Genomic DNA, 17,850 nt, shown 5'->3' on the forward strand with positions numbered 1-17,850 from the left:
GCCATCCATGTATTGCCGAAGCGCCGCGTGCAGTAGGCGCCGCGAAGCGGGGCGCCCGCCGCGCATGCGAGCCGTGCGGCGCATACGCGAGTTTTCGCATCTCCGATTCATGCGAGCCGTCATGCTTACCGGCGCGACGGCCGGTTGACCGCCCGTGTCGCGATCCGATACGGGCGGACTTGCAGGGCCGGCGTGGCGTGTATTGCGCCACCCGATCCGATTGAAACAAAACCAGGCCAATTGGCCAGAACCATCCCGGACGACCCATGCTGACCGATCCAGCAAAGTATGGCGATGCCCGCGGCGCGACGCCCGACCGGCTGCGCACGGCCGCGTGGTTGCAGTACCTGATCGACCATCTCGACACGGCGGTTTGCGCGATGGCGGCAACCGGCGTGGGCGATGCGACCGTCGCCGCTTCGCACGCGATCCGTGCGGGCGCAGGCGCGAACCTCTCCCGCGAAGCGACTGCGGTTTTTCATCGGCTCGTCCCGTGGATCGCGGCGGACGGCGGCGGTTGTGCATGCGACCCGACCGATCCGCCCGGCGCGTGCTCGCATGTGCCTTCGGTCCAGCAACTCGCCGAGGCCGAGCGTTGCTGCCCCGGCTCGCGCGCCGTATTCGACACCGCGCACGGCGTGATCGATGCATGCACGTTCGACGATCCCGACGTCGGCTGGGCCGCGCTTGAACGGATTGCCGATGGTGTCGAATGCGCAGGCCGCGACTCGGGCGCGCGCATCGCGGCTCGACATGACGGGCGGTGCGAGACGCCGCCTGCAAAGAACCTGAGAGACAGGCTGGCCGCTATCGCGGCAACACCGACTCGTCCCGGCGCGGTCATCGATGCGACCGTGTTGCGCGTATGCGGCCCGCGCGACGACGCGGCGCGCGTCGACGAGATGGCCGCACTCGCGATGTTCGCGGCCGAACTCGCCGCGGGCAACGGCGTTTCCATTCAGGCGTACGGCGGTCGGCACAACTTCGTCGCGCAAGCGATCAGAACGCATCGCACCGATCTCGCGTCGAAGGACGGGCTGCTTGCTGCACTTGCCGTGTGCCGGCTCGATCGACTCGTTGGCGCCGGCAGCTTCTGGGCCTGCTACCTGCTGGCGGGCATCGTGATCGCCGCGCCGGGCACGGTTCGGGAAATCGGCCACCGGTTTTGGGGCGACACATGGCAAACGTGGCTCGACCACGTGCTCGCATGGCCGGCGGTCAGCCGCTTCGGGGTGAAGGAAGATGTCGCATTCGACCGCTTGCGTGACGCGATGAGCCTGACGTCGCGCAGGAACCCGATCGTCCGCGCCAAGCGGATGCGGGGTGTTTCGGCAGCCCGGCCACGCAGCGCAAACGAGAAGGCGCAATGAAATGCGGCTCGCGGCGAGAACGCCGCGAGCCGCGCGGGTGGTATCGCGGCGCCCGGGCAGGCGCCTGCCTGCATCAGACCGTCTCGGGTTGCCGCACGGCCTTCGCGACATTCCTCGCCGGTGCGCCGTTCGCGACGAAGTACGGCACGTCGACCCGCGCGAGCGGCGTGCGGCCGCGGATCTTGTCGGCGATCTTCTCGGCGATCATGATCGTCGGCGCGTTCAGGTTGCCGGTCGTGATGATCGGCATGATCGACGCGTCGACGACGCGCAGCCCGTCGAGCCCGTGCACGCGGCCTTCTTCATCGACCACCGCCATGTCGTCGTAACCCATCTTGCACGAGCACGACGGATGGAATGCGGTTTCGGCGCGGGCGCGCACGAATGCGTCGAGTTCCTTGTCGGTCTTGCAGTCGGCGCCCGGATTCAGCTCGCGGCCGCGATAGCGGTCGAGCGCAGGCTGTCGCATGATCTCGCGCGTCGCGCGGATCGCATCGCGGAACTCGCGCCAGTCGAGCGCTTCGGCCATGTAGTTGAACAGGATGCTCGGATGGTCGTTCGGATCGCGCGAGCGCAGCTTCACGCGGCCGCGGCTCGGCGAACGCATCGAGCCGACGTGCGCCTGGAAACCGTGCATCTCGATCGCGTTCGAGCCGTTGTAGTTGATCGCCACCGGCAGGAAGTGGTACTGGATGTTGGGCCACGGATCGTCGTCGCGCGTGCGGATGAAGCCGCCCGCCTCGAAGTGGTTGCTCGCGCCGAGGCCCGTGCCGTTCAGCATCCATTCGAGGCCGATCTTCGGCTGGTTCCACCACTTGAGCGCCGGGTACAGCGAGACGGGCTCCTTGCACTCGTACTGGATGTACATCTCCAGGTGGTCCTGCAGGTTCTGGCCGACGCCGGGCAGGTCGAGCACGACGGGAATGTCGAGTGCCTTCAGCCATGCGCCGGGGCCGACGCCCGAGCGCTGCAGCAGTTGCGGCGATGCGATCGCGCCGCTGCACACGAGCACTTCGCGACGCGCATGCGCGGTCGCGCGCTCGCTGCCGCGCAGGTAGGTGACGCCCGACGCGCGCTTGCCGTCGAACAGGATGCGGTCGGCGAGCGCGTGCGTGACGATCTCGAGGTTCGGCCGCGCCTTCGCCTGGTCGAGGTAGCCGCGCGCGGTGCTCGCGCGGCGGCCCTTCGGCGTGACGGTGCGGTCCATCGGTCCGAAGCCTTCCTGCTGGTAACCGTTCAGGTCGTCGGTGCGCGGATAGCCGGCCTGCACGCCCGCGTCGACCATCGCTTCGAACAGCGGGTTCACGCCCGGCTTGCTGGTCGTGACCGACACGGGGCCGCTGCCGCCGTGATAGTCGTTCGGGCCGACGTCGCGCGTCTCGGCTTTCTTGAAGTACGGCAGGCAGTCGAGATACGTCCAGTTCTCGAGGCCCTTGTGCGTCGACCAGTTGTCGTAGTCGAGCGCATTGCCGCGGATGTAGCACATCCCGTTGATCAGCGACGAGCCGCCGAGCCCCTTGCCGCGGCCGCATTCCATCCGGCGGTTGTCCATGTGCGGCTCGGGATCGGTCTCGTACGCCCAGTTGTAGCGGCGGCCCTGCAGCGGATAGGCGAGGGCGGCAGGCATCTGCGTGCGGAAGTCGAAGCGGTAGTCGGGGCCGCCCGCTTCGAGCAGCAGCACCGTGACGTCCGGATCTTCCGTCAGGCGCGTTGCGAGCACGTTGCCCGCGGAACCCGCGCCGCAGATGATGTAGTCGTATTCGCGTGTCGTCATGACGGATCTCCTTGTCTTAAAACACCGGGTTGTAGCGGCCGAGCTCGACCTGCACCGACTTGATGCGAGTGTAGTGCTCGAGCGTCGTGATGCCGTTCTCGCGCCCGACACCGGATTGCTTGTATCCGCCAACCGGCATTTCGGCCGGCGACTCGCCCCACGTGTTGATCCAGCAGATGCCGGCTTCGAGGCGATGGATCGTGCGGTGCGCGCGCGACAGGTTCTCGGTCACGACCCCGGCCGCGAGCCCGTAGTGCGTGTCGTTCGCACGTGCGATCACTTCGTCCTCCGATTCGAAATCGAGGATGCTCATTACCGGCCCGAAGATTTCCTCGCGCACGATCTTCATGTCGTCGCGGCAATCGCCGAACACGGTCGGCGCGACGTACTGGCCGCTGCCGAAATGGCCGTCGGTCAGGCGCGTGCCGCCCGCGAGCAGCTTCGCGCCTTCGGCCTTGCCGCTTTCGATGAAGCCGAGCACCTTGTCGAGCTGCGCGGCCGACACGAGCGGGCCGAAGTTGGTGTCGGCATCGGTCGGCTTGCCGACGCGGATGCGTTTCACGCGTTCGAGCACCTTCTGCGTGAAGGCGTCCTTGACCGAGCGGTGCATGAACACGCGCGTGCCGTTCGTGCAGACCTGGCCCGAGCTGAAGAAGTTGGCGGTCACCGCGATGTCCGCCGCGCGATCGAGGTCCGCATCGTCGAACACGATCAGCGGCGACTTGCCGCCGAGCTCCATCGTCACTTCCTTCAGCGACGACGCGCCGGCCAGCGACATCACTTTCTTGCCGGTTTCGACGCCGCCGGTGAACGACACCTTCGCGATGTCCGGATGGCCGGTGAGCAGCGCGCCGACCGAGCCGTCGCCCTGCACGACGTTGAACACGCCGGCCGGCACGCCGGCTTCCGTATAGATTTCCGCGAGCTTCAGCGCGGTCAGCGGCGTGACTTCGCTCGGCTTGAACACCATCGCGTTGCCGGCCGCGAGCGCGGGCGCCGTCTTCCAGCAGGCGATCTGGATCGGGTAGTTCCACGCGCCGATGCCCGCGCACACGCCGAGCGGCTCGCGGCGCGTATAGACGAACGACTCGGCGCGCAGCGGCACCTGCAGCCCTTCGATCGCGGTCGCGAGGCCCGCGTAGTACTCGATCACGTCCGCGCCGGTGACGATGTCGACCGCGAGCGTCTCGCCGATCGGCTTGCCGGTGTCGCGCGTTTCGATGGCCGCGAGTTCGTCGTTGCGTTCGCGCAGCAGGTCGACCGCGCGGCGCAGGATGCGCGAGCGCTGCATCGCGGTCATCGCGGCCCATTCGCGCTGGCCTTCCTGGGCGGACGCGACCGCGCGGTCGACGTCGGCCGCGCTCGCCTGCTGCACCTGTGCGAGCAGTTCGCCGGTGGCGGGATCGAAGGTGTCGAAAGTCTTGCCGCTGGTGGCGTCGACGTAACCGCCGCCGATGTAGAGGCGCTGCAAACCGTATACGGACATGAGGATCTCCTTGAGGGCGACTGCGTGACGCGTCAGTCGGACGCGAGCAGCAGGTCGATGTAATCGTGGGCGAGCTTCAACGCGGCTCGGGTGTCGATCGGGCCGCCGGCGAGTGCGCCGCGCAGCCACAGGCCGTCGATCAGCGCGGCGAGGCCGCTGGCGGCTTCGCGCGCTTTCGTCCGCGGCAATGCTTTCGCGAACTCGGCGCACAGGTTCGAATGAAGGCGCCGCGTGTTCACGTGCTGCAGGCGCTTGAGCATCGGGTCGTGCATGCTCTGCGACCAGAATGCGAGCCACGTCTTCATCACCGGCGCGCTGACCTGCGTGTCGTCGAAGTTCGCGGCGACGACCGCGCGCAACCGCGAACGCGGGTCCTTGCGTGCGGCGACGCGGCGACGCGTGGTGGCCGACCACAGGTCGCGCAGCACGTGTCGCATCGTCGCTTCGAGCAGGCCGTCCTTGTCGCCGAAGTAATGGCTGACGATGCCCGTCGAGATGTTCGCGCGTTGCGCGACCGATGCGAGCGTCGTGCCGGGCAGGCCCGCTTCGTCGATCGAGCGCAGCGTGGCGTCGATCAACTGTGCGCGGCGTATCTCCCGCATTCCGACTTTCGGCATCGCGACTCCCTTCGCCCGGGCGGGCCGTCCATGGAAGTCGAGAGCTTATCGGTTTTTTATTGATCGTTCAATCAACAAAAAATCGGGGCCGAACGAGGTGCGGTGTTCTAAACGAGGCACGGTCGTTCGTCGCGAGCGTCATGTGCAGGTGCGGAAAAACGCCTTGAAAGAACGTTAATTAAGTTTGAATCTGTTTAAAACGGTTCATGAAAAAATGACGCAATGCGATGGACCGTTTCCCCACCTGTTTCTATTACAAATCGAAAGAGTGTCGAAATCTGCAACATTATTCATGATGTGAAATTGTCAAATCGGATTGTGAAGATGCGCGGTTTTCTAAAAACCGTTTCAATCGGTCGATTGAAATGATGTAATTGATTGAAAACAATGCGTATTTACGGATTTGTGAATGCCGGCGTGGACTGCTCGCAAACGATTGCGTTCGTTCTTTTTGGGATTCCGCATACCATAGAAATTGATGAAAAAATTTGAATCCGGTGTATTTCCGGGCCGAGTAGAGGGATTTTTGGAATGACTTGAGTCAGTAATATCGACCGTATTAGTATGGCGCCGCACTACGAGGAATGAATGGCGCCGCCGGTCATTGCCGCGGTGCGTCGGCAATGGCCGCGCGGACGGATCGCGCGCCCGGCCGGCGCCAGCCATTGCGCACCTGCAGCATGCCGCGACGTCGAGACGCCGCATCCACCGGAGAACGACGATGCCGACCGAAAAACACGTGGTCCCGCTGCCGAATGGTCTGAAGGTCTACGTCGAACGGAACGTGTTCGACCCGGCGTTCGACACGGCGATGCTCGTCAACGGCGCGCTCGCGACGACCGCGTCGTTCGGCCAGACCGTCCAGTATCTCGGCGAGCGGATGAACACGATCTGCTTCGACCTGCCGTATGCGGGGCAGTCGCGCCAGCACAATCCCGGCTGCTTCATCCTGACCAAGGACGACGAAGCCGCGATCCTCCAGTACCTGGTCGAGCACTTCGCGCCGTCGTTCCTCGTGTCGGTGTCGTGGGGCGGCGTCGCGTCGCTGTTCGCGCTCGCGCGCGGCTGCCCGAGCGTGCGGCGCGCGGCGATCTGTTCGTTCTCGCCGTTCCTGAACGACGCGATGGTCGACTACGTGACGCGCGCCCGCGACCACATCGCGGCCGGCGAGAACCTGAAGGCCGCGCAGTTGCTGAACGACACCGTCGGCCGTTATCTGCCGCGCATCATGAAGCTGTACAACTACCGGTATCTGACGCGCCTGCCGCGCGACGAGCAGGACCAGGTCGCGTTCCACGTCGACCAGATCCTGTCGCTGCAGCCCGAGCGCTATTTCAGCGAATTCGCGAACATCGGCTGCGAGCTGCTGTTCCTGAACGGCGAGCGCGACGAATACACGACGCCGGCCGACGTGCGGCAACTCGGCGCGCACGTGGCGCGCGCGCGGTTCGCGACGGTGCCGGACGCCGGCCACTTCCTCGACATCGAAGGCCGTGCGCAGCGCGAATACACCCGTGCCGCGTTGCTCGATTTCTTCTGTGGCGAAGCGTCCGTCGCGGCCGGCATCGCACGTGCGACCGCGCCGGCGTGCATACCCGCACCGATGCACGCGCTGTCGTCGTGACGCCATCCGCCGCGCATCGCGTTCGTCCCGCGTATCCGAATTCCCATCCCAACGAGGCAGGCCAGCCGTGAATATCGTTCAGACCATCGCCATCGTCGTTCCGTGGGCCGCGTGGCTCGCGTACTGGATCGCCACGTCGCAGGGAGTCAAGACGACCGTGCGCAAGGAGGCGTCGCGCTCGCGCACGCTGCAGTCGATTCCGCTGATCGTCGGCGGCGCGCTGATCATCCTGCCCGATCCGTCGTGGCAGGCGCTCGTGCCCGACTGGCAGCGCTTCGGGCTGCAGGCGCAGTGCGGGCTCGCGGTGCTGGTGGCCGGCCTGCTGTTTTCGGTGTGGGCGCGGCTGCATCTCGGCACGAACTGGAGCGTGTCGGTCACGCTGAAGGAAAACCACGAACTCGTGCGCACGGGGCCGTATGCGCTCGTGCGTCATCCGATCTACACCGGCTGCCTGATCGCGCTGGTCGGCGCCGCGCTGATCGGCGGCGAATGGCGCGGTGCGATCGGCGTGCTGCTCGTGTTCGCGTCGCTCGCGTACAAGGTGCGCGTCGAGGAGAGCTGGCTGACCGGATATTTCGGGCCGGCGTATACGCAGTACCGCCGCGAGGTCGCGGCGCTGATCCCCGGCTTCTACTGACACCCGCGAGGCGCGCGATGGCGAAGATGATCGTGACCGCGATCGGCTCGGCGGGCGACGTGCATCCGCTGCTCGGCGTCGCGCGCACGCTCGCCGCGCGCGGTCACGACGTCGTGTTCTGCACGCATGCGCCGTTCGAGGCGGCCGTGCGCCGCTGCGGGTTCGCGTTCGTGCCGGTCGGCACCGCGGCGGAATACGACGCGGCGATGGCGAACCCCGCGCTGTGGGATCCGCGCACGTCGTTCCGCACGCTGTGGCAGGTGATCGCGCCGACGTTGCGCCCGCATTACGATGCGCTGCGCGCGCTGACCGATGCCGACACGGTGCTGGTCGGCACGCTGTGGGCGTTCTCCGCGCGCTTCATGCAGGAACTGCACGGCACGCCGTACGTGTCGGTGCAGGTGTCGCCGTCGACACTGCTGTCCGCGCATGCGCCGCCCACTCACCCGCGCCTGACGATTCCCGCGCGCTGGCCGCTGCCGGTGAAATCGGCGCTGATGACGCTGATCGAGCGGCAGGTGCTCGACCGCGTGTGCGGCCCCGCGCTCGACGCGGTACGCCGCGAGCTCGGGCTGCCACCCGCGCGGCGCGTGCTCGGCCGCTGGCTGCATTCGACCGACGGCGTGCTGTGCCTGTTCCCCGGCTGGTTCGCGCCGCCGCAGCCCGACTGGCCGTCGAATCATCTGCAAAGCGGTTTTCCGTTGTTCAACGATATCGCGACACCCGACGATGATGTGGCACTCGATGCGTTTCTCGCGGCCGGCGAAGCCCCGGTCGTGTTCACGGCCGGGTCGACGCTCGTCGATCATGCGGCGTATGCGCGTGCGGTGGCGGACGCGCTGCGCGCGACCGGCGCGCGCGGCATCCTGCTGACGCCGCACGATGCGGCGCCCGGCGGCGACCGGCTGCTCGTGCGCCGCTTCGTGCCGATGCGCACGTTGCTGCCGCGTTGCCGCGCGCTCGTGCATCACGGCGGGATCGGCACGGCGGCGCTCGCGTGCGAAGCCGGCATCGTGCAGGTCGTCACGCCGTTCGCGCACGATCAGTTCGACAACGCGCAGCGCGTCGTCGCAAACGGCTGCGGCGTGCGGGTCGACGGCCCGCTCGACGGCGCGCGGCTCGGCGCGGCGCTCGCGCGCGTACTCGACGAACCCGCGTTCGCGGTGCATGCGGAACGTACGCGCGCGCTGCTCGCGGCCGCGCCGGACGGCTGCGACGCGGCCGCCGGTTTCATCGAACGGTTCGTGCCCAGGCGCGGGCGCCTGGCCGCGCGGGCCGATGTCGCGGTGGCCGGCGCATGAGCGCCGCGTCGCCGCTTCACGACGGGCCCGTCGCGCCGTCCGCGTTCGACGCGCCGGCGCCCGCGCCCGCGCCCGCGGCGCAGCCGGTGCGCGGCATCCGGCTCGCGCTGCTGACGTTCGCGCTGTCGCTCGCGACCTTCATCGAGGTGCTCGACTCGACCGTGACGAACGTCGCGGTGCCGGCGATCTCGGGCAGTCTCGGCGTATCGAACAGCCAGGGCACGTGGGTGATCAGTTCGTATTCGGTCGCGGCCGCGATCGCGGTGCCGCTCACCGGCTGGCTGGCCCGCCGCGTCGGCGAGCTGCGGCTGTTCGTCGGCGCGGTGCTGCTGTTCACGCTGACGTCGCTGCTGTGCGGGCTCGCGCGCGACCTGCACGTGCTCGTGATCTGCCGCGCGCTGCAGGGATTGTGTTCGGGGCCGATGGTGCCGCTGTCGCAGACGATCCTGCTGCGCACCTTTGCGCCGACCAAACGCACGATCGCGCTCGCGCTGTGGGCGATGACGGTGCTGCTCGCGCCGATCTTCGGGCCGGTGGTCGGCGGCTGGATCGTCGACAACTTCTCGTGGCCGTGGATCTTCCTGATCAATTTGCCGATCGGGCTGTTCTCGTTCGCGGTCTGCACCGCGATGCTGCGCCCCGACGCGCAGCGCGGCGCGGCCGGCCCGATCGACGTGCCGGGCATCGTGCTGCTCGTGATCGGCGTCGGCTCGCTGCAGGCGATGCTCGATCTCGGCCACGACCGCGGCTGGTTCGATTCGCCGCTGATCGTCACGCTCGCGGTGGTCGCGGCGCTCGCGATCGTGTCGCTGCTGATCTGGGAAGCGGGCGAAGCGCATCCCGTGGTCGACCTGAGCCTGTTTCGCGACCGCACGTTCTCGTTCTGCGTGCTGATCATCTCGCTCGGGATGATGAGCTTCTCCGTGGTCGGCGTGGTGTTTCCGCTGTGGATGCAGGCCGTGATGGGCTACAACGCGTTTCATGCGGGGCTCGCGACCGCGTCGCTCGGCGTGCTCGCGCTCGTGTTCTCGATCCTCGTCGGGCTGCATGCGCACCGCTTCGACGCGCGGGTGCTCGCGACGTTCGGCTTTCTCGTGTTCGCCGCCGTGCTCGCATGGGACGCGCATTTCACGCTGAAGATGACGTTCGCGCAGATCGCGGCACCCGGGTTGATCCAGGGCATCGGGCTGCCGTGCTTCTTCATCCCGCTGACCGCCGCGACGCTGTCGCGCATTCCGGACGACCGGCTCGCCGCCGCGTCGAGCCTGTCGAATTTCCTGCGCACACTGTCGGCCGCGTTCGGCACCGCGATGAGCGTGACGCTGTGGGACAACCGCGCGACCTATCACTACGACGTCGTGTCGCAATCGGTCACGCATGCGTCGGCGAACACGCAACGCTTCGTGCATGCGCTGAACGCGATGGGCGTGGACGGCGTGCGCGAGCTGACGACGCTGCACCACGTCGTGATGCAGCAGGCCTACATGATGGCGACCAACGACATGTTCTGGATGGCGAGCATGACGTGTCTCGCGCTCGCGGCGATGATGTGGCTGACGCGCCCCAAGCGCGGCGCGGCCGCGTCGTTCGGGCATTGAGGAGCGGACCATGACGACACTCGGCGCACTCGTGATCCTGTATCACCCGAGCGACGCGCAGCTCGACGCGCTGCGCGGATGGCGGCACGCGTGCGACGCGCTGCTCGTCGTCGACAACACGCCGCAGCCCGATGCGCGGGCTCGTGAACTGTGCGCACGCGAAGGCATCGCGCTGCTGCATCACGGCAATCGCGGCGGCATCGCGGGGGCGTACAACGCGGGGCTCGCGGCGCTGTTTCGCGACCGCGTCGACGCAGTCGCGCTGTTCGACCAGGATTCGTCGGTGCCGGCCGCGTATTTCCCGACGATGCGCGACGTCTGCGCGGGGCTCGCGGGGCGCGCGTTCCTGGCCGGCCCGCGCATCTTCGACGAGAACGCGCGCAGCTTCCTGCCCGAACTCGCGACCAACGGCATCGGCTTGCGCCGCCTGCGCATCGAGCCGGGCACGCCGATGCAGCGCTGCGCATTCCTGATCTCGTCCGGCTGCGTCGTGTCGCGCGACGCGTTCGACGTGCTCGGCCGGTTCGACGAGACGCTGTTCATCGATCACGTCGATACCGAATACAGCTTCCGCGCGCTGGCGCGCAACGTGCCGCTCTACGTCGTGCCGTCGCTGGTGCTGCCGCACCGGATCGGCGCGAAGCAGCGGCACGCGATCGGCCCTTTTGAAATGACGTCGATGAATCACTCGTGGCAACGGCGCTACTACAGCGCGCGCAATGCGGTGCAGCTCGGGATGCAGTACGGGCTGCGCTTTCCGGTGGCGCTCGTGCCGAACCTGCTGACCGTGTGGCAGGTCGTGCAGATCGCGCTCGTCGAGCGCGACAAGCGCGCGAAGCTGGCCGGCATCCTGTTCGGCGTCGCGGACGGCCTGTTCGGCCGGCTCGGCCCGCTCGAGCGCACGCGGCCGCGTCTGGCCGCGCGGGCGCAGCGCGTTCGACAGGGGTGACGATGCAGCCGACGAAGCAAGCGGCGGGTGTGCCGCGGGGCGTGAAGGGCGGTTCGTTGATCGCGGCGGCCGCCGCGGCAATGCTCGCACTGGGCGGATGCGTGCCGTCGGGCTTCCTGCCGTCGCTGTCGCTGCGTGCGCCGGCCGACGATGCGCTCGTGCATACCGCCGGCCCGGGCGCGAACGGCGCGTGGCCGGCGCCCGACTGGGTGAAGCAGTTGCAGGATCCGCAACTCGACGATCTGGTCGCCGAGGCGTCGCAGCACAACCCCGACCTGCAGGTCGCGCAGGCGCGGCTGAGGATCGCGCAGGCGCAGCTTCAGCAGTTCGATTCGCTGACCGGGCTGACCGGCACGGCCGGCGCGACGATCAGCCGCGCGCGGATGCCGAAGCCCGGCGACATCGCCGACGTGACGGCCGGCGGCTATCGCGTGCCGGTGCAGATCTTCGGCGATCCGAACGTGTCGCCGTCGTCGATCTTCGTCGGGCTGAACTACCAGCTGGATCTGTGGGGCAAGAACCGCGCGGCGACGAAGAGCCTGATGTCGTTGCGCGACGCGGCCGGCGTCGAGGCCGAGCAGGTGCGGCTCACGCTCGCCGTCGCGATCGTCACCGTGTATTGCCAGCTCGACCAGGCGTACGCGGTGCGCGACCTGTTGCAGCAGAAGCTGAAGATCAGCCAGCGCGTGACGGCCGTGCTGCGCGAGCGCACCGCGCGCGGCCTCGACAACGCGTACGACGCGAGCGATGCGTCGATCAAGCGCAGCCGCCTGCTCGAACAGATCGCGCTGAACGACGAGCAGATCAAGCTCGCGCAATTGCAACTCGGCGTGCTGTCCGGCCGTGGCCCGGAGCGCGGGCTCGCGCTGCAGCGGCCGCGCGTCGGCGCGTTCGCGGGCGGCGCGGTGCCGGCGCGGCTGCCGGCCGATCTGCTCGGCCGCCGGCCCGACATCGTCGCCGCGCGGCTGCGGGTCGAGGCCGCGTTCGCGAATGCCGACTCGACACGCGCGCAGTTCTATCCGGACGTGAACCTCGTCGCGCTCGGCGGTGTGTTCGCACTGACGCCCGCGTCGCTGTTCTCGCGCGATTCGCTCGCGGGCTCCGTCGGCCCGGCGATTTCGCTGCCGATCTTCGATCGCGGCCGGCTGAAGGCGAAGCTCGGCGCGGACGTCGCGCAAGCCGACGTCGCGATCGGGTTGTACAACAAGACCGTCGACGACGCGCTCGGGCAGGTCGCGCAACTCGTCACGTCGCTGCAGACGTCGCAGACGCTCGTCGCGCAGCAGCAGGACGCGGTCGCGGCCGCGCAGAAGATCGTGCAGATCGCGGCGGATCGGCATCGGCGCGGCGTGCTGATGCAGAAGGACGTCGATGTCGCGGATCTCACGCTGATCGACGAGCGTACGCAGATGATCGCGTTGCTCGGCAAGCAGCGCATGCTCCGCGTGGGGTTGATCGGCGCGCTGGGCGGCGGGTTCGATGCGGGCGCAACGGTCGCGCAGGCGCAGACGCCGGCCGTGCATCAGGCGCGCGGCGGGGCGGCCCGGCGCGGGGCCGCGACTGCCGTGGCCGCGAACCGGGCGACGGTGGCGGGGCCTTCGAACGACTCGCCGGCGGCCAGTACGGCGAGCACGGCGATGTCGGCGGCCTTCGCCACGACGCGGGCCGCGCCCGCCCCTGAATCCGCGCGACGCGACGACACCGCGCGCCCGTCGACGGTCGGCGCGACCCGTCCCGACGCAGCGCCTCGCGGCACGCCCGTGCTCGCGCGCACGGCCGCGGCGAGTCCGGCGCGGAGCGCGTCGCCGATGCCCGCGATTCCCGTCTTCCAGCACGATCGTCTGATCGTTACGCAAAGCGACTGATGCACCACGACAACCTTCATTCCGCCGCGCCGCCTGCCGCGCTGAACGACCCGGCCCTCGATGCGCGCCGCGCGACGCGCCGCAAGCGCTTCACCGTGTTCTTCGCGATCGTGCTGCTGGCCGCGATCGCATGGACCGCGTACTGGCTGTTGAGCGACCGCTATTACGAAGACACCGACGACGCGTACGTCGCGGGCAGCATCGTGCAGGTCGCCGCGCAGATCCCGGGTGCCGTGACCGACGTGGTGGTCGCCGATACGCAGGCCGTGCGCGCCGGGCAGACGCTCGTGCGGCTCGACGACACCGAGGCGTCCGTCGCATTCGCGCAGGCGAAGGCGCAGCTCGCGCAGGCCGTGCGCCAGGTCGCGAACGCGAAGATCTCGAACACGATGTACGTCGAGGCCGTGAATGCGCGGCGCGCCGACCTGTCGCTGGCGCAGCGCGCGCTCGCCGCGCGTTCGGGTGCATCGGTCGAGATCGTCGCGCCCGAAGAACTGGCACGGGCCCGCGCGGCCGTGGCCGGTGCGCAGGCGAACCTTGCGGCCGCGCAGGCGCAGCTCGACGCGGCGCGCGCGCTCGGCGGCAAGCTGCCCGTCGACGAAAGCCCGGCCGTCGTGCAGGCGGCCGCGCAGTTCAAGCTCGCGTACCGGAACCTGAAGCGCACGACGATCGTCGCGCCCGTCGACGGCACGGTCGGGCAGCGCTCGGTGCAGGTCGGCCAGCAGGTCGGGCCCGGCGTGCCGCTGATGTCGATCGTGCAGCTCGACCGGCTGTGGATCGAGGCGAATTTCAAGGAAGGGCAGATTCGCCACATGCGCGTCGGGCAGCCGGTCGAGGTCGTGTCGGATCTCTACGGCTCGCGCATCGCCTATCGCGGCCGCGTGCAGGGCTTCTCGGCGGGCACGGGCAGCGCGTTCTCGATGCTGCCGTCGCAGAACGCGGCCGGCAACTGGATCAAGGTCGTGCAGCGCGTGCCGGTCGTGATCGCGCTCGATCCGCGCGATCTCGCCGCGCATCCGCTGCGCGTCGGGCTGTCGATGCGCGCGACGGTCGACACGCACGACCGCAACGGCCACGCGCTCGACAGCGAGCCGCCGACGCCCGCCGTCAGCACGCGCGTGCACGACGGCGTCGCGAGCGACGCGGAAGCGGCCGCCGCCGCGATCATCCGCGAGAATCAGGGCGGGTAGCGCCGGCCCGTCGAGGTTGGGCCGGCCGCAAGGGCCGGTCCGGCCCCCGGTAGATTCCCGCCCGACTTTCGTATTTCCGCCATCGATGTCGGCGCCGATCAAACGCATGTCGCGTTTGAGACATCGGCGCCCCTGCCTCCCGGACTACTCTCGAACAGCACGTTGCGCGTGCGCCGCAAGGGCCGGCGCGCCGCGGCGCCATCCAACGAGACATGGAGACAATACGATGAGCAGCAATCGAGGTGTCGTCTATCTTGGACCGGGCCAGGTCGAAGTCCAGAAAATCGATTATCCGAAGATGGTCGACCCGAGCGGCCGCGCGATCGGCCACGGCGTGATCCTGAAAGTGGTCAGCACGAACATCTGCGGCTCCGACCAGCACATGGTGCGCGGCCGGACGACCGCGCCGGTCGGCCTCGTGCTCGGTCACGAGATCACCGGCGAAGTGGTCGAAGTGGGCCGCGACGTCGAGACGCTGAAGCTCGGCGATCTCGTGTCGGTGCCGTTCAACGTCGCGTGCGGCCGCTGCGCGATGTGCAAGGACACGCATACGGGCGTGTGCCTGAACGTGAACCCGTCGCGTGCCGGCGGCGCGTACGGCTACGTCGACATGGGCGGCTGGATCGGCGGCCAGGCCGAGTACGTGCTCGTGCCGTATGCCGATTTCAACCTGCTGAAATTCCCGGATCGCGACCAGGCGATGGCGAAGATCCGCGACCTGACCTGCCTGTCCGACATTCTGCCGACCGGTTATCACGGTGCGGTGAGCGCCGGCGTGAAACCCGGTTCGACGGTCTATATCGCGGGCGCGGGCCCGGTCGGGATGGCGGCGGCCGCATCGGCGCGCCTGCTCGGCGCGGCCGTGACGATCGTCGGCGACATGAACGCGGAACGTCTCGCGCATGCACGGGCGATGGGGTTCGAGACGGTCGATCTGTCCAAGGACGCGTCGCTCGGCGAGCAGATCGAGCAGATCCTCGGCGTGCCCGAGATCGACTGCGCGGTCGATTGCGTCGGCTTCGAGGCGCACGGCCACGGCTCGTCGGGCCATGCGGAGGAAGCACCCGCGACGGTGCTGAACTCGCTGATGGAAATCACGCGCCCGGCCGGCGCGATCGGCATCCCGGGCCTGTACGTGACGGACGATCCGGGCGCGAAGGACAAGGCCGCGCAGCACGGCAGCCTGAGCATCCGCTTCGGCCTCGGCTGGGCGAAGTCGCATTCGTTCTTCACGGGCCAGACGCCGGTGCTCAAGTACAACCGCAACCTGATGCAGGCGATCCTGTTCGACCGGCTGCCGATCGCGAAGATCGTCAACGTCGAAGTGATCTCGCTCGATCAGGCGCCGGAAGGGTACAAGAAGTTCGACGGCGGCGCGCCGCGCAAATTCGTCATCGACCCGCACGGGTTGCTGGCGGCGTGATGCACTAGCGTTCGACACGCGCCACACGAAGCGGGCGGTTCCGGAAACGGGCCGCCCGTTTTCGTTGCCGGAGCAAAGGCGGGGCCGCGCAATTGCTGCGATAATCATCGCCCGTTCCCGAACCCTCCACCGCCGCGCGGCGGCGCTCCACGGATGGCCAAGTCACTTCCCCTCGCCGCGTTGCACACGTTCGTCGAAGTGGCGCGTTGCGGCAGCATGAAACAGGCGGCCGACCTGCTCTGCATTTCGCCGGGCGCCGTCAGCCAGCATGTCCGCAATCTCGAGGATCGCCTCGCCGTGCGCCTGTTCGAGCGCACCGGCCGCGAACTCGAGCTGACCGGCACCGGCCGCGCGCTGTTCGACCAGCTCGCCGGCGGCTTCAACGAGATCGAGGCCGCGTGGGCGAGCGTGCACGGCGCGAACCGGCGCATCGTCCGGCTCGCGGTGACGACCACCGCGTCGTTCGCGAACACGTGGCTCGTGCAGCGGCTCGGTTCGTTCCATGCCGCGTACCCCGAAATCGAAATCACCGTCGAGACGCGCGCGCAACTGGTCGACTTGCGCCGCGACTACGTCGACGTCGCGATCCGGCACGGGCTGGGCCGCTATCCCGGGCACGCATCGTTCCGCATCTGGACGCCGGAGCTGTGGCCCGTGTGCAGCCCGCAACTGCTGGATCCCGCGCGCCCGATCGACGCCCCCGCCGATTGCCTGTCGTACCCGCTGCTGCAGGACGCCGACCGCGCCGACTGGGTGCTGTGGCTGCGCACGCAGGGCATCGAGGACGCACGCGCGCCGCGCGGCGCGAGCTTCAGCGAGGATGCGTTGCTGATCAGGGCCGCGGTCGCCGGGCAGGGCATCGCGCTGGTGCGCGACATCTATGCGCGCGACGAAGTCGCGGCCGGGCGGCTGGTTCGCGTGCTGGCGCGGCCCTGGCCGACCGAGTTCTCTTATTACGTCGTATGCAGCGAAGTGCGCCAGCACGAGTGGAAGATCGCCGCGTTCCGCGACTGGCTGGCGCGGGAGATCGGCCGCGACGAGCGCGACGCCTCCGATCTACTGGCTTGACCCGCGCACGGCAGCCGAGGCGAAGCCCTTGAGCTTGCCGGTCGCGAGCGCCGTGCCGAGCAGGATGATCGCGCACCCGGCGACCGTCTGCACGGTGATCGTCTCGTGCAGGAAGATCGCGCCCCACACCACGCCGAAGACCGGGATCAGGAACGTGACCGACGCCGCGTATTGCGCGCCCGCACTGCGAAGCAGCCCGAAATACAGCAGGTAGGCCACCGCCGTGCAGATCGCACCGAGCAACACCACCGCGATCCATGCGGACGCATGCACGGGACCGTGCGGCCACATCGGCAGCGCGAGCGGCACGAGTGCGACGGCCGCGAACAACTGGCTGCCGAACGCGGACACGAACGGCCGCACGTTCGCGAGCTTGCGCTTCGAGTAATGCGCCGCGAACCCGTACGACAGCGTCGCGAGCATCGCGGCGGCGATCGCGCTCGGCGCGCCGGGCGTGCCGGTGCCGAGCGCCGAACCGGCGAGCACGACGACCCCGGCGAAGCCGAGCGCGAGGCCGATCGCCTGCGGTCTCGTCAGCGGCGCGCGCAGCCACACGTACGCGACGATCGCGGTCCACAGCGGGGTCGTTGCATTCAGGATCGAATCGGTGCCGGCCGTCACGAACAGGGCCGCATAGGTCAGCAGGCAGAATGGCAGCGCCGAGTTCGCGATGCCGACGACGAACAGCGGCACGACGTGCGCGCGGAATTCGTGCCGCGCTTGCGCATCGCGCAGCACCGGGGACAACAGCACGGCCGCGATCGCGACGCGCAATGCGATCAGCGGGACGACGCCGAATTCCGGCGCGCCCATGCGCATGAACAGGAAGGACGCGCCCCAGATGGCAGCCAGGGTCACGAGCTGCAGTGCATTCATCGACAGACTCCGTTCGGTGGATCGGACTGCGCCGGCGTGCGATACGCGCCGGCGCGGGCGAATGACCCATTG

Annotated in this window: 14 protein-coding genes; 10 read left to right on the top strand and 4 right to left on the bottom strand. The window is 68.6% G+C overall.

What is annotated here, in order from left to right:
- The first annotated feature begins 266 nt into the window (after positions 1-266).
- The gene (locus DTA15_RS15200; RefSeq protein ID WP_006482701.1) at positions 267-1,370 is read left to right on the top strand and encodes a hypothetical protein; all 1,104 of its coding nucleotides are present in this window, start codon (positions 267-269) and stop codon (positions 1,368-1,370) included.
- A 73-nt stretch (positions 1,371-1,443) separates the two neighbouring features.
- On the opposite strand, the gene betA is transcribed toward DTA15_RS15200, so the two are convergent.
- From betA to betI, 3 genes are read right to left on the bottom strand one after another with little or no spacing between them, the layout of a single operon-like run.
- Entirely contained in the window at positions 1,444-3,144 is a 1,701-nt protein-coding gene (betA, locus tag DTA15_RS15205; protein ID WP_006482695.1) for a choline dehydrogenase, read from the bottom strand.
- 16 nt (positions 3,145-3,160) lie between these two features.
- Positions 3,161-4,630, bottom strand: a complete 1,470-nt coding sequence (gene betB, locus DTA15_RS15210; RefSeq protein ID WP_006482702.1) for a betaine-aldehyde dehydrogenase — start codon at positions 4,628-4,630, stop codon at positions 3,161-3,163.
- 32 nt (positions 4,631-4,662) lie between these two features.
- The gene (betI, locus tag DTA15_RS15215; protein ID WP_006482690.1) at positions 4,663-5,247 is read right to left on the bottom strand and encodes a transcriptional regulator BetI; all 585 of its coding nucleotides are present in this window, start codon (positions 5,245-5,247) and stop codon (positions 4,663-4,665) included.
- A 721-nt stretch (positions 5,248-5,968) separates the two neighbouring features.
- On the opposite strand from betI, the gene DTA15_RS15220 reads away from it, so the two are divergent.
- The 9 genes from DTA15_RS15220 to DTA15_RS15265 all read left to right on the top strand — a co-directional run bounded on the left by DTA15_RS15220 (position 5,969) and on the right by DTA15_RS15265 (position 16,902).
- Positions 5,969-6,871, top strand: a complete 903-nt coding sequence (locus DTA15_RS15220; RefSeq protein WP_006498732.1) for an alpha/beta fold hydrolase — start codon at positions 5,969-5,971, stop codon at positions 6,869-6,871.
- Positions 6,872-6,938: 67 nt separating this feature from the next.
- Entirely contained in the window at positions 6,939-7,508 is a 570-nt protein-coding gene (locus tag DTA15_RS15225; protein ID WP_006482692.1) for a methyltransferase family protein, read from the top strand.
- Positions 7,509-7,525: 17 nt separating this feature from the next.
- A complete protein-coding gene (locus DTA15_RS15230) occupies positions 7,526-8,809 on the top strand; it encodes a glycosyltransferase (protein ID WP_006498733.1) in 1,284 nt (427 codons plus the stop codon).
- Complete coding sequence (locus DTA15_RS15235) at positions 8,806-10,407, top strand: DHA2 family efflux MFS transporter permease subunit (protein ID WP_006498734.1); 1,602 nt, start codon at positions 8,806-8,808, stop codon at positions 10,405-10,407. Before DTA15_RS15230 ends, DTA15_RS15235 begins: the two co-directional genes overlap by 4 nt.
- Before the next feature lie 10 nt (positions 10,408-10,417).
- A complete protein-coding gene (locus DTA15_RS15240) occupies positions 10,418-11,356 on the top strand; it encodes a glycosyltransferase family 2 protein (protein WP_006482184.1) in 939 nt (312 codons plus the stop codon).
- A gap of 80 nt (positions 11,357-11,436) precedes the next feature.
- Complete coding sequence (locus tag DTA15_RS15245) at positions 11,437-13,221, top strand: efflux transporter outer membrane subunit (RefSeq protein ID WP_341772294.1); 1,785 nt, start codon at positions 11,437-11,439, stop codon at positions 13,219-13,221.
- The gene (locus tag DTA15_RS15250; RefSeq protein ID WP_006488980.1) at positions 13,221-14,411 is read left to right on the top strand and encodes an HlyD family secretion protein; all 1,191 of its coding nucleotides are present in this window, start codon (positions 13,221-13,223) and stop codon (positions 14,409-14,411) included. The genes DTA15_RS15245 and DTA15_RS15250 overlap by 1 nt, the downstream gene beginning before the upstream one ends.
- Before the next feature lie 226 nt (positions 14,412-14,637).
- On the top strand, positions 14,638-15,834 hold the full coding sequence (gene fdhA, locus DTA15_RS15260; RefSeq protein WP_006488979.1) for a formaldehyde dehydrogenase, glutathione-independent: 1,197 nt from the start codon (positions 14,638-14,640) through the stop codon (positions 15,832-15,834).
- A 153-nt stretch (positions 15,835-15,987) separates the two neighbouring features.
- The gene (locus tag DTA15_RS15265; protein WP_006488990.1) at positions 15,988-16,902 is read left to right on the top strand and encodes a LysR substrate-binding domain-containing protein; all 915 of its coding nucleotides are present in this window, start codon (positions 15,988-15,990) and stop codon (positions 16,900-16,902) included.
- Here DTA15_RS15265 and DTA15_RS15270 read toward each other — a convergent pair.
- Positions 16,891-17,778, bottom strand: coding sequence for a DMT family transporter (locus DTA15_RS15270; protein ID WP_006488985.1), 888 nt, complete (start codon positions 17,776-17,778; stop codon positions 16,891-16,893). The genes DTA15_RS15265 and DTA15_RS15270 overlap by 12 nt on opposite strands.
- Positions 17,779-17,850 lie beyond the last annotated feature (72 nt).

The sequence above is a fragment of the Burkholderia cenocepacia genome (genome assembly GCF_900446215.1).
GTDB lineage: Bacteria > Pseudomonadota > Gammaproteobacteria > Burkholderiales > Burkholderiaceae > Burkholderia > Burkholderia cenocepacia.